We start from the raw sequence: 13,663 nt of genomic DNA on the forward strand, positions 1-13,663 counted from the left end.
AAAAAAAGACAGGATAACTCCCCGTCTTAAATGTCTAGCATGTATTTTCTTGTTATTTACCGAACCGCTTACGATAACCACATTTTCTGCAAAGTTCCTCAACCGCTTCTCTTCGTGAAAACCCATCTACAAGATTATTTGCTCGGTCACCTTCAATAATAGTTGAGAAGTCTGTTTCATTGATATTTCCTAAATTAATCACACCTTCTCCATCTAAACAACAAGGAATGACCGTTCCGTTCGCCAAAATGCCCGCTTGATTGCGAAGACCGTAGCAGAATCCTTTTCCATCGTCCTCTTCCTCATGCAGTGCCGGCCATTTAAACTCGTAATCTTGATTGATGAAAATTTGATCCGCTAGTTTGATACCTTTACCCGGCGTGAGCTTTTCTTCAATTTTAAATCCGAGATTAAATTCGTTTTCAATAATCTCAAGCAGCTGACGGTTACGCTGTTTTTCCAAGTTTGTCGCATTGTCTTGCGTCAGGTTCCAAAGCCTTAAAGAAACAAATAATGAAGACTCTCTCGTTGCTTCTTGTACAAAAGAAAGGATCGTTCTAACGTATTCTTCTTTATCCGTCATACTCTGACCGACGTGGCCATCAAAACTATGAAGGGAGAAATTCATCTGTCTGAGCGCGGGCTTATTGATAAGCTTGTCCCAGTTCTTTTTGATGAGTGTCCCATTCGTCGTGATATTAACTTTAAATCCTCTTTCATGGGCTATGTCCAATAACTGATCGATTTTCGGATGAAGCAACGGCTCACCTTTTACATGCAAATAGATGAAATCGGTATACGGCTTGATCTGGTCTAAACGTTTCGTAAAATCATCAATGGAGATGAACTGTTTAGCTCGTTCAGTTGGAGGACAAAAATGACACGCCAAATTACAGATACTCGTAATCTCTATATAAAACTTCTTAAATCTTTTCATGGGTATTCCTCATTTCGCAAACTCTTAATACATAAACTAATACTCACTTAAGCCACAGTGCACATAAACTACCTGCTTTTTTAACTCTTTCTTATTAGAGCACAATTCATTAAAAAGATAAACGTGTTATGAGGAAATTAATAGATGCAAACGAAAGGTTGGTCGTTCGGTTGTTCTTTAAATATCTAAACGTAAACGCAAAAAAGAAGAGAAATCATCTCGTTTCCCTTCTTCGTCAGTCATTATTTCATCATCCTTTTTCGATCACCTTTGCACTTGTATGATTATTAGATATCGGCGCGTTTTTACCCATATACACCGAAACGACGACAATGATAGCTGTGACAAACGTCATGGTTGTGATTGATTCTTCTAAGAATAGTGCTGAAAATATAATCATCAGAAATGGTTGTAAATATTGTAGCTGGCTGATCTGTGCAATTCCGCCTAATGCCATGCCTGCATACCATGCGACATAAGCTAAAAACTGGCTCACCACCGCCAAATAGATTAAACTGCCCCAAGCTTGTACAGGAGCATCTAACATGTCAGCAGAAATACTAAGCGCTACCGGTATAACAAAGATGGGTGCTCCTATCACGATAGCCCATGCAATAACTTGCCAGCTCCCGATCTCCTTTGACAGCTTGCCTCCTTCTGCATAACTAAGACCTAAGATGATAACGGCAGCTAAGATTCCTGCATCTTCAACTTGAAGAGAACCAAAGCCTGAAGAACCTGCATATAAAATAACTGCTCCTGAACCAATCATACTAGATATCCAGAACCGTACAGAAAGCCTCTCTCCTCCTCTGTACATAGCGATACCGGCTGTTGCTAATGGCAATAGCGCTACTTCTACCGCGCCGTGTGAGACCGGCAGCGTCTTCATGGCCCATGAAGTGAGTAAAGGAAAACCTAATACTGCACCTGCTGCAACGATTAGGATGCTTTTAAACTGCTGTAGATTAGGCACTTTTTCCCGTCTCGCGATCAGTATGACGGCCACTAATAATGCAGCGATTACCGTTCTTCCTAATCCCACAATTGTGGTTCCGAAATGCTCAACAGCGATAGTCGTCGCGGGCAAGGTAAGACTAAAGCAGATCACACCCGCTAAGCCTAGATATAGGCCTATCTTTTCTTTTTCCAATTTCCTTCCTCCCCGACTATAATGAATATAATCACATACTATTAGAACGAGATAGAAGATACTATCGCTGTTTTCATCCACTGTCAGGGTACAGTTAGAGGAGAGTGAAGCACATTGAGTCCAAAATATAGAATCGTTTTAGAAGACATTAAGCAGCAGCTGACCAATGGGAAACTAGCAGCAGGCCATAAGCTCCCTTCTATCCGACAGCTATCTGTTACATATAACTGTAGCAAGAATACGATCATCAAAGCATACAATGAGCTGGAAAAAGAGCATTTGATATATACCGTGCCTCAAAAAGGCTATTATGTTGTCAATGAGTTTCGACGTCCTGAAGATCATCCTGAAGTAATTGATTTCTTATCTGCTGGACCGGATAAAACGCTATTGCCTTATACTGAATTTCAACACTGTTTAAATCAAGCGATCGAACACTATAAAGAAGAAATTTTCACCTATACCGATCAACAAGGCCTTCCTTCATTGCGAACCCAAATTTCTAAAAATCTTCAACTTTCTCAAGTGTTTACAGATCCCAAGCAGCTCGTCATCGTTTCAGGATCTCAGCAAGCGATTCATTTATTAACTTCCCTCTCTTTTCCGAACAACAAAAAGAATATATTAATAGAACAACCAACCTATTTTGGAATGATCGAAACGCTTAAACTGAACGATGTGAACACCTTTGGCATTGAATTATCCATGGACGGAATAGACTTAGAACGCCTCGAATTTATATTTAAAAATAACGAGATTAAGTTCTTCTATGTCATTCCTAGATTTCAGAATCCACTTGGCCATTCCTATACGAATAGTGAGAAGAAAAGAATCGTAGAGCTGGCAGCTAAATATGATGTCTATATCGTAGAAGACGATTTTCTTGGTGAACTAGAGCAGGATAAAAAAGCCGATCCGTTTTTCGCTTTTGATACATCAGGAAGAGTCATCTATATACAAAGCTTTTCAAAAGTCTTTCTCCCTGGGCTCCGGATTGCGAGTGTTGTCTTGCCCAACAACATGATTGAGAGCTTTTTACGTTATAAGTTTAGCGCTGACTTTAACAGCCCCGTTCTCTCGCAAGGTGCATTAGACATTTATTTAAAAAGCGGGATGTATTACAGTCATCTGAAAAAGATTAAGAACACCTATTTTCATAAAATGAATGAACTAAAAAGGGTATGTGAACAGTTACTTCCTGAAGGTACTCACTATACGAAGCCTGATTCAGGGTTTTACCTTTCCATCTATTTGCCTCCTCACGTATCAGCCAAAAAGCTTACATCCCTTTTACGAACACAACACCTTTTACTTGATGATGGCGAAAGAATGTTTCTGCCTGAATGTAATCAAGATAACCTCATTCGCTTGTGCATTTCTCAAGTTGAAAAACATCAAATACAACCCGGAATAGAAAAAATAGCTCAAGCCATACGTGTATTGAAAGACAGCAGACATTTTCATCAAATATCGCTGATTTAATGCTGGAATTTAAGATCGCCTAACATGCTAAAAGGACAGAAACACATGAGTGAATGTGTTTCTGCCCTTTTATTTTTATGGATACATGAAGCAAAGGACGGTTCTGCCGCTTCCTTCCCCTCGTTTCACAAGAACTTTCTTGACCCTAGCTAAGCTTCTCATCCTCATGTTTTTTCGAGGACAAGCATAAGATGGTAGAACAATTGACTGGGAAAGGAAAGCCTATCTATGATTTCATTTCGAAAAATGCTAGGAGCCTCATTGTATGCCACCATGTCCATCAGCCTTTGGGGAATATCCTTTGTCTCGACTAAAGCGGTACTGGACAAGCTTGATCCCTTTACTCTTCTGGTCATCCGTTTTGGTATAGGTGCATTATTTTTATTAGTACTTATCCTTGTAAAAAAGGAACATTCCATGAAGCTGCCGATACAGTATATCCCTCACTTAATTGTATTAGGGATTCTTGGTGTTTTTCTTCATCAAGTTATTCAGGCAAGCGCGCTTTTATCCATTGATGCATCTTCTGCAGGCTGGCTCATTACGTTATCCCCCATTTTCACCGTCGTTCTTTCCATGGTCTTTCTGCATGAAAAGATGACATTTCCAAAGGCTATTGGAATTATTTTGGCCATTAGTGGTGTATTGCTGGTCACAACAGCAGGTGGAGACAGGTCATTAGGATTCTCAATCAACATCGGGTATCTACTGATGGTTCTCAGTACCTTAAATTGGGCCATTTATTCAGTTTTACTAAAAAGCCTAAAAGTGCCATTGCCTGCATTGGTCCTCACCTTTTACATGAGTACTTTGGGACTTTTGCTTACTCTCCCATTCATCTATCAGAACAAAAGCTGGGAAAAGCTTACTCTTCTAGATGGAGTAGAATGGGCTCATCTTATCTTCCTTGGAGTCTTTGTATCCGGTATTGCCTACTGGTACTGGGCAAAAGCATTAGAGGTGTTGGAGGCCACTCAAGTATCCGTTTTCTTATACCTTGAACCAGTCTCTACACTGATAGCAGCCGTGCTACTTCTACATGAAAAGGTTATTTATACCAGTATTCTAGGTGGAGCAATCATTATCCTTGGGGTTATTTTCGTAAATGGTCATCTAGTTGGACTGATAAATCGATGGAGTGCGAGGCGGTAGGGAAAGCAAAGGGACGGTTCTGCTGCTTCCTAACTTACAACTGTAAACACTAAAGGATTCACCTTTCCATCTAATTATACAATAAGAAGCACGAGAACCGTCCCCGCGCCCCTAAACTAAAAAACTAAAAGATACGCGCTGATCAATATAATAACTGAAACAAGCCAGAGATTTAAAAAATCTCTGGCTTGTTAATCCGATAAATTTCATGTGTCTATTTACAATTTCTCAGTAAAAGCAGCAAGATTTTCTAGCGTGGACCTTAGTCCAGTGTCGTGATCTTCCTTACGAATACCTTCTGGTACGTTTTCACAAACGATTGTAACATTAGTGCCTCCCGAAACATCTTCCAATATCCATTTCTGTATCATCTCACCCGAGAAAGCAGGATCTTCGGAATTGAAGTTAACAGATTGGACAATTCGCTGGTTTGGGACCAGCTCCAAAAATGTTCCTTCCGCCACATCTGTGTTTTCCGCCGTTTTGCCTAGAATCAACTCATCCAATTCATACGTAAGCGTCATTTTATAAGCTCCTCCTTCTCGGCAATCATAGGTATCAATTTTACCCGACATCCCTTCAGGCGGAAGCCATTGAATGAGTGAATCCGGATTTATAATAGCTAGATAGACGATTTGAGGTGGAACTGGGATCACTTTTGAAGCAGTATCTGTTCTCCGATTTCTTGACAAATTCACCCTAAAAACCTCCTTGTAATTAACTCTAAAGGAAAATTCGTCGCTTCCTCCTTATCACCTGCTTAAAGATGCTACTTATAAAATGTAAGATGTCTCTAAAGATCCAGATCAATGATGCATTCCAAATAACCCATCCTTTTATTTCAGCATAGGTTTTTTAAAAGCATACAAGAAAAATAATAAAATAAACCAAATGGGTGTCAGCAATAACGCCGGACGTGTAGCTTCTGCCACGAGCAGCACGATCAAAATTAATCCGAATAGCGCGAGCACCACATAATTAATGAATGGAGCAAAAGGTGCTTTGAACGCCGACTTATTGTGCAAATCAGATCGTGTCTTACGGTATTTAATATGGCTAATCAAGATCACGCTCCACACCCAAATGAAACAGATGGCACTGATGGTCGTTACGATGCCAAAAGCCTGCTCTGGAAGTAGCTTACTGAGGAGCGCTCCCACTGAAACAACTACAGCCGAAACCCAAAGAGCATTCCCAGGCACTGCATTTTTCGTTAGTTTTTTAAAAGATCGAGGTGCCTGCTCACTCTTGCTTAATGTGAATAGAATGCGGCTCGTTGAAAATAACCCGCTGTTGCATGCAGATGCCGCTGATGTCAGCACAACAAAATTAATGATTCCAGCAGCAAGCGGAATTCCTATTAAGCTGAACGTTTTAACGAATGGACTTTCCGTCGCGTTCAATTGTGTCCAAGGATTGATGCATAGCAGCACTATTAATGCACCCACATAGAAAAATAGAATTCGAAGTGGAATCTTATTGATCGCAGACGGAATATTCTTTCTCGGATCAGATGTTTCTGCTGCCGCCACACCGACCAATTCCACTCCGACAAACGCGAACACAACCATCTGGAACGAGAGTAAGAACCCAGTCATCCCATTAGGAAATAAACCTCCATGATCCCACAGGTTGTTTATGGAGACTGTCCCCGCATCCGTCTGGTAACCAATAACGAGTAGGACAACGGCAATTACAATTAACGCTAAAATCGTAATCACCTTGATCAAAGCGAACCAAAACTCCAATTCCCCGAAAAGCTTTACCGTTAACAGATTCAGCCCAAGTAAAAGAAGCAAACAGACAATCGCCGGGACCCACTGCGGTATGTCAAACCAATATTGAACATAGACACCGACCGCAATCACATCGGCCATCGCTGTCATGATCCAGCAGAACCAATACGTCCATCCTGTGATAAACGCAGCTCGCGGACCAAGATAGTCCTCCGCAATATCGGTAAACGACTCATAGCCTTCCTTCGAAAGCAGCAGTTCTCCTAACGCTCTCATCATAAAAAACAACGCGATCCCAACGATTAAATAAGCAAATATAACAGACGGTCCGGCAAGCTGAATCGCTTTTCCTGAACCTAAAAATAACCCAGTTCCAATCGTTCCGCCAATGGCAATCAGCTGCACATGGCGGTTAGCTAAATCTCTCTTCAACTCTTGCTGTGACACGTATGAATCCTCCTTCTAAGATGCAAATCAAACGAAAAAAAGAGACTGGAAGAATCTCCAATCTCTTGTACATGAGAATATGAAAAAAGCATTCACTGCGCTATAAATGACAGGCACAACAATGTCAAAATTCAATACTCTTCTGTCCATTTGCCTGAGATTGTGAACCCTTCGGCGCCACTAACAAAGCGGTCTCTCCAGAAGCTGCTCCCACTGTAGTACGACCTACAGCGATCATAGCTTGCTATCTATTAATTTTTTGTAGTTCTGAATATAGTTTTTAATATTATTACGAGGTTGGGGTTTTGTCAAATGGTTACGTTTTAAAATCGATACACCGTAATAGCTAAGTATAGAAATTAATTGAAAACTCTTTTTGCAATCTTTCCAATGGTGTTAGTACCAATACCATCAACAGCGCCTCCAATAAAACCACCAACTAATGGAACTGCTTTTCCTAAATTAATAATTCCTTTTTCACCAAACTTTGTTACTAATCTAATACCAACCACTTTATTAATTGCTTTAATTACCTCACCTGGTATTTTTTTAATTGCCTCTTTAGCTAAAGAAGTTCCTAATTTAACTCCAGCCTGCTTCAGAATGTCTGTTGCCGCTTGTCCAGTTAAACAAACAAATACAAACGTTTTAACTTGATCATCTTTTAAGTCGTAACCCCTCATATGTGCAATTGTAGCAATCATCCTAATTTGAACATACATAACAGATGCAACATTCGCAGGGATAGCAACAGGTAAAGTAATTAAACCACCTAATCCAGTCAAAAAACCACTTGTTGCACCTTTAGCATTTTGCCAACGTATTAAGCTATCAATGGCTTTATCGACAGAAGTATTCTTTTTTAAGTAATTTTCTGCTAACTCAGCAGCTGTTTCAGTCCCTGGTAACCCATTTACAGCTTTTTCATAAGACCAATCTAATACTTGGCTTATCTTACTCTCTGTTAAACTGTTTTTCGACAAGTTTATCTCCCCTATAACAAATTTAGAAAAATATGTAATTTTATATTTTTATTTTACCATAAGAAATTTGCCAACGTATTTATCCTAATAACTTATTCTTTTTAATATCTTAATATCTGCTCTAAGAAGGTTATCTTATAAGCTGAAAACCCATTTACATTAATTACAAATTCATCTCTTTTCTTTCCATATAAATGATAGAATAAATTCACCAGACTCAAAAAGAGGTGAATAAACTTGATTATTTACGAAGCGACCAAGACTGAATTTATTTCCGATGTTACGAACGAGCTTCTCGTCGAACGTCTTTACGAGTCATACCAACAGAAGATCGGCCGTACTTCTAAAAGTGAAATCAACTCATGGGAGAACTCTCTTCACCGTATGTCAAATGTGATGCAGGATAACGAGATTCCGGATGATGCATCTGTCGCGATAGAATTCAAGATTCCTAATACATCTAAACGTGTCGACTTTTTAATAGCTGGCCATGACGGTGCCCAAGACCATGTGGTGATTGTAGAGTTAAAACAATGGTCAGAGGTTGAAAAGGTAACGTCTAAAGATGCACTTGTGTCTACCTATCTTGGAGGGAAAATGAGAACGGTAACGCATCCATCTTATCAAGCTTGGTCATACGCTGCTTTAATTGAAGATTTTAATCAGAATGTACAAGATCAACACATAGCGTTGAAACCGTGTGCCTATTTACATAATTATAGAAAATTAGATAATGACCCCTTGATTGATCCTCACTACTCAGACCATCTGGCTAAAGCACCTGTATTTGCAAAAGGTGAGATACAGAAATTAAGAGATTTTATAAAGAAATACGTTCGTTACGGTGACCATAACAAATTGATATATCAAATCGAGCGAGGTAAAATTCGGCCGTCTAAATCCTTACAAGATTCTCTCGCAAGTTTATTAAAAGGTAATCAGGAATTTGTGCTTATTGATGAACAAAAAGTGTTTTACGAAGATGCCTTTCACTTAGCAATTGAGAGTATTAAAAGTAACCAGAAGAGAGTAATGGTGATTGAAGGAGGACCAGGAACCGGGAAATCCGTTATGGCTATAAACCTTCTTGTGAATCTTATCAACGAAGACTTAACAGCACTATATGTCTCAAAAAATTCAGCTCCACGTAACGTATATGCTTCTAAACTGAAAGGCACCATCAAGAAAACACAAATCGATAATCTATTTAAAGGTTCAGGCAGTTTCTATGAATCAGAAAAGAAAGAGTTTGATGTACTCATCATAGATGAAGCTCATCGTTTGAATGAAAAGTCAGGATTATTCAGCAATTTAGGAGACAACCAGATAAAAGAAGTAATCCATTCATCTAAATTTACTATTTTCTTTATCGATGAAAACCAAAAAGTGACACTAAAAGATATTGGAAGTATAGATTTAATTAAAAAGTATGCAAATGAGTTAGATGCTGAATTAGTACAAGGGAAACTCACTTCACAATTTCGATGTGATGGGTCTGATGCATATATTGCCTGGCTGGATGATGTACTTCAAATCAGGAAAACAGCCAATGAAAATGATAGAGGCGTTGATTACGATTTTAGAGTGTACGATGACCCGAATAATATGCTGCAGAAAATTGAAGAGCTAAATAAGAAAAACAATAAATCACGTATGCTTGCCGGTTACTGTTGGGAGTGGCCAAAAAATGGTCGGACGAGTACTCTTCATAAAGACATAGTTATACCAGAACATAATTTTAATATCAGTTGGAACCTCTCTGACAGTATATGGGCAATACACCAGGATTCTGTCTCTGAAGCAGGCTGTATTCACACTTCTCAAGGACTTGAATTTGATTATGTAGGTGTTATTATTGGGCCAGACCTTGCCTTTCAGGATGACCAGGTAATGACCGACTACACAAAACGTGCTAAAACTGATCAGTCTCTTAAAGGTATTAAGACGCTAGCAAAAGAAAATCCAGAAAAAGCTCAAATTCTTGCAGACCAAATTATTAGGAATACATACCGAACACTTATGACTAGAGGTCAAAAGGGATGTTTCATCTTCTGTACAGATCCAGAATTAAATGAGTATTTTAGAGAACGACTGAAGAAATCAGTTGTTTATCAGGATTTGTCACCTCGTCAGGCAGAAGTGGCTGCGGAAGATCGGGGTAAGTATTAAAGACTAGTTTCTAAAAAAAGAACTTTACAAAAGGATGAACAACATGAATGAAATAAAGCAGCTAATAAACGCTATCAATGAATTTCGAGATGAAAGAGGATGGAAACCTCATCACAATCCAAAAGATCTTGCCATTTCTCTTTCCATTGAAGCAGCTGAACTATTAGAAGATTTTCAGTGGAAAAGCAGTGAAGAGGCTGTAGAACAAAACATTGAAAATATTAAAGAAGAAATCGCTGATGTTTTCATCTACGGACTTATGCTCTGCAATGAACTGGATTTGGATGTTGAAACAATTATTAAAGATAAGATTAAGAAGAATGGGTTGAAGTATCCTGTTTCAAAAAATTAGATACCAAATAACACAATATGCAATAAGAAACAGCACCTTTATAAAGTAGGTGCTGTTTCTTATTAGAAGTATTATTATTTATGATACGGTTCTCCGTGATGTATCTAAATGAGGTTTTTAGCTAATTAACTTAGATTTCTAAAAGTAACCCTTTAGGTCGATTGAAGTACTTGTTTATTATGAACGTCTTCTATTAACTCGTCTCTACGAATATTAAGCCATTTTTTAATAGGAGCTATATAGTATTCCCACTTTTCATGTTGGCTTGCAACATCAATAATTTTACTTAATCCCACTTCTTTACTTTGATAATTCATTCTTTCAATTATATCGTCCACATATTTATGTGTATTATGTACTTTTTGTATTTCTTTTGCAGTTTCTACTATTTGGTTTGGGATTGAAAGTTCTTTTAAAAGGCTATGAATAAAAAGTTCAGGTGCAACACTTTCAGGTAAGTTAAACTGAGTTATATGATTTACAAGTTTGTCTCTCATTTCATAATTTTCTTGTGTTGTACCAGTTAATGCACTTTTTATTCTCTCCATTTTATCCTCATCACTAACATACATATCCCCATCGAGAATAAATAGACACTCTGTAGTCAACTTATTAGATAGCAACATTCCTGCTGCTGTAGTAAAGCAGTTTTGGGCAGCACCATAACGTGTAACATTTACATATCTAGACATATTTAATGATTCAATTATTTGATTTACAATTGTAAAAGCTAAATCATCTTCCACAAACAACTCAATAGGTCGAGTACTCTCTCCTGTTATTCGAAAAATAGTATCTGGTTTTGTATCCGTTAAACAAATAGTTTTTTCGGAAGTACTATATAAGTGTCGTATATTAATGGATTCGCTAAAGTTTAAAATATCAATTGAGTGAGTTGAAAATACAATTTGTAGTTTCTTTTCTTCAACTCTATGAGATAGAATGCCAATTAACTTTTTAAATGCAAATACATGTAAAAGTAAGTCAATTTCATCAATTAAAATTAGTGAATTTTTTGGAGCATTATAAACTTCAGCTAAGATTTTAAAAATCCTTTGTTCACCAGCAGACATACTCAAAGAAGAGTATTTAGTCTGATTATATTCAACACCTATATACTTACCTTTTGAATCACTGTGCAAATTATAAGAACTATAATCACGGTTCATTATATAACCAGCTTTTTCTTTAATAATTCTAGAGGTAGTATCATCCAAAGTAGTTGTGCTATATCTTATGAAACTTTGCCTTTTTTCTTCTTCTATTTTAGGAACACCAGAACTGATACCAATATAAAAGACATCTCGTGGAATTCTTCGGTCATATTTTGGTGACCATCTATCAGTGTTTTTAGAAAAAATGGTTTCTTCATTTTCGTATAATTTGCTACCAACTCTATAATCATGGTACAAAGTAAAACGGCTACCTTGCCAAAGTGAGTCTATAGTAGGGGTGAAAAATTGACTGAATTTGTAATTAGTAGTATTACTATCGTCTACAGGTTTATAACAACAGGCTAAGGCATGTAAATTAAAGCAGTTAGTCCACTTCCTGAAAAATCTATTTCTACTTCTTTAAGGTTCTTTAATAAATTAATATGGATTTTCTTAACTTTTTGTTGCGAGTAGTTTGCCATTTTTTTCACCCTAATTAATTTTTATTACTTAATATTTTAGCATAATAGGAACAAACAAAAATACCCTACCTCAATGATAGAGTATTTAACTAAACCAAAGTCATTCTACAGACTTTTTAATTAAACTAATGACATGTTGAGCAAATTGTTCATTCAATCGAATTCTATCAGCACCAAAGTTCAGTGCCCCAAGAGATTTCCCTCCAACAAAAGTGATTGGAGCATTAGAATCATATGTGTCCTTTATACTTTTAATAGTGTTATTAAAGTGATTCCATCTGTTACTAAATTCAATAGAAAGATTTTTTGCACGAACCTCCCATGGCCATCTATCAGCATTTTTCAAGAAGACAGGTTCCTCAATAACCTCATAGTAACCCAACAATTTGGTTGTCCCTACAGCATAACAGATTAGTATGTCACCAACTCTTACGGCAGAAGGCTTTCTTTTAGAAAAATGGAGCTTTTCAATATCATTTCCTAAACTTCTATTAGTGGAGAAAGGTCTATCTGACCAACCTACTGGTTTAATAAAATATCGAATGTCTGATTTACTTACATTAACCTTTTTCTTGATTAGGTCACTAACTTTTAAATCAATTTTTGGTTTCCTTGTTTCTCCCGAACTACCAGTGTAGCTATCTATTCTTGAAATTATATTTGAAATCTCATCATTACTGAGTGCATGACTACTAACATTATACAAATCATCAATAATTTTTCTAACCTGGTTAGACTCATCTATTTGAACACCCCATTCATGATTAAAGCCTAAACCTGCTTCAGTAAAATTAGCTGATGTAATTATTGCCTGATGTGGCACACTATCTTTTGAAGATATATATATTTTTCCGTGTAATTTATTGTCGATGAATACCTTATATTCAATAGCATGTGTTAAGCAATTTAAACAAAATGAATGCAATGAATTTGATTTTTTTAACAAGTCGAGATTATCGTCTTTTAATGTTGTTATTAATGAAATTTTCTTTAACCCCATATCCTTTATTTCTTCAAAGAAAATATCAAAAGATTCCATTAAGAATGGGCTAATAATATGCAGTTCATCCGCATCTACTAAAATGTCCTTAATGTAATTAAAATGGTTTGAATATAAATTATTTATGACTTTCATTAGAGATCTTCCCCACAGATTATTTTCATTAATTCATATGTATCCAACTCTAACCATTGAGTAATGATTTTTTGAACGTTCGTAACTTAAGTAAAATAATACCATTAATTTTACTAGTATGATAGTTGGAGTTTGGTCCGAACTTTCTATCGGAAAACATTAAGATAAGTTGAAATATATATTATCATCCTGATTTAATATGAAAGGATGATTATCTTGAAAGAAACAAAATTAAGTGTAGTCCAATTAACAGACCTTTCCTTATAAAGGAGGCTTGATTCCTTTACTGCTTTTATTGAAACAATATTAATTCGTTTTGACTTCATTCTCTTTTCCTCCAAAATATTAGCCAAAGTCTTTATAAATAACGTGGCTAGTTTTTCTATCAAAAAAATAATATATATTTAAAATATTATTCATTACGGTCTGCAGTTGGTAATTCATATAGCAAAAAGGAAGATATATGGTAATATTTATGTAG

General features: G+C 36.9%; 11 protein-coding genes and 1 riboswitch. Of the genes, 4 read left to right on the forward strand and 7 right to left on the reverse strand.

Going from position 1 to position 13,663, the window contains the following annotated elements; translation table 11 throughout:
• Positions 1-52: 52 nt before the first annotated feature.
• Positions 53-937 (reverse strand): radical SAM/SPASM domain-containing protein, encoded by an 885-nt coding sequence (locus ABE65_RS21050; protein WP_066399453.1) that lies wholly within the window; start codon positions 935-937, stop codon positions 53-55.
• 250 nt (positions 938-1,187) lie between these two features.
• A complete protein-coding gene (locus ABE65_RS21055) occupies positions 1,188-2,090 on the reverse strand; it encodes a DMT family transporter (protein ID WP_066399459.1) in 903 nt (300 codons plus the stop codon).
• Positions 2,091-2,204: 114 nt separating this feature from the next.
• Here ABE65_RS21055 and ABE65_RS21060 point away from each other — a divergent pair, with 114 nt between their 5' ends.
• Complete coding sequence (locus ABE65_RS21060; RefSeq protein WP_066399461.1) at positions 2,205-3,572, forward strand: aminotransferase-like domain-containing protein; 1,368 nt, start codon at positions 2,205-2,207, stop codon at positions 3,570-3,572.
• Between the two features lie 228 nt (positions 3,573-3,800).
• On the forward strand, positions 3,801-4,724 hold the full coding sequence (locus tag ABE65_RS21065; protein ID WP_066399464.1) for a DMT family transporter: 924 nt from the start codon (positions 3,801-3,803) through the stop codon (positions 4,722-4,724).
• A gap of 218 nt (positions 4,725-4,942) precedes the next feature.
• Here ABE65_RS21065 and ABE65_RS21070 read toward each other — a convergent pair whose 3' ends face one another.
• From ABE65_RS21070 to ABE65_RS21080, 3 genes are all read right to left on the reverse strand, one after another.
• Complete coding sequence (locus ABE65_RS21070) at positions 4,943-5,422, reverse strand: SRPBCC family protein (RefSeq protein ID WP_066399466.1); 480 nt, start codon at positions 5,420-5,422, stop codon at positions 4,943-4,945.
• 138 nt (positions 5,423-5,560) lie between these two features.
• Positions 5,561-6,907, reverse strand: a complete 1,347-nt coding sequence (locus ABE65_RS21075; RefSeq protein WP_066399468.1) for an amino acid permease — start codon at positions 6,905-6,907, stop codon at positions 5,561-5,563.
• Between the two features lie 132 nt (positions 6,908-7,039).
• Positions 7,040-7,118: riboswitch (glycine riboswitch) on the reverse strand.
• A gap of 148 nt (positions 7,119-7,266) precedes the next feature.
• Entirely contained in the window at positions 7,267-7,890 is a 624-nt protein-coding gene (locus ABE65_RS21080) for an EcsC family protein (protein WP_066399470.1), read from the reverse strand.
• Positions 7,891-8,127: 237 nt separating this feature from the next.
• Between ABE65_RS21080 and ABE65_RS21085 the strand changes: the two genes are divergently transcribed.
• Complete coding sequence (locus ABE65_RS21085) at positions 8,128-10,059, forward strand: DUF2075 domain-containing protein (protein WP_066399473.1); 1,932 nt, start codon at positions 8,128-8,130, stop codon at positions 10,057-10,059.
• 43 nt (positions 10,060-10,102) lie between these two features.
• Positions 10,103-10,411 carry a nucleotide pyrophosphohydrolase gene (locus ABE65_RS21090; protein ID WP_066399479.1) on the forward strand — a complete coding sequence of 103 codons (309 nt, stop codon included), beginning with the start codon at positions 10,103-10,105 and terminating at the stop codon, positions 10,409-10,411.
• A 152-nt stretch (positions 10,412-10,563) separates the two neighbouring features.
• On the opposite strand, the gene ABE65_RS21095 is transcribed toward ABE65_RS21090, so the two are convergent.
• Both ABE65_RS21095 and ABE65_RS21100 read right to left on the reverse strand, forming a co-directional pair.
• The gene (locus tag ABE65_RS21095; RefSeq protein WP_066399481.1) at positions 10,564-11,823 is read right to left on the reverse strand and encodes an AAA family ATPase; all 1,260 of its coding nucleotides are present in this window, start codon (positions 11,821-11,823) and stop codon (positions 10,564-10,566) included.
• Between the two features lie 324 nt (positions 11,824-12,147).
• The gene (locus tag ABE65_RS21100; protein WP_066399483.1) at positions 12,148-13,182 is read right to left on the reverse strand and encodes a phospholipase D family protein; all 1,035 of its coding nucleotides are present in this window, start codon (positions 13,180-13,182) and stop codon (positions 12,148-12,150) included.
• Between the last annotated feature and the right edge of the window lie 481 nt (positions 13,183-13,663).

Source organism: Fictibacillus phosphorivorans (assembly GCF_001629705.1).
In the GTDB taxonomy this organism is placed as follows: Bacteria; Bacillota; Bacilli; order Bacillales; family Fictibacillaceae; genus Fictibacillus; species Fictibacillus phosphorivorans_A.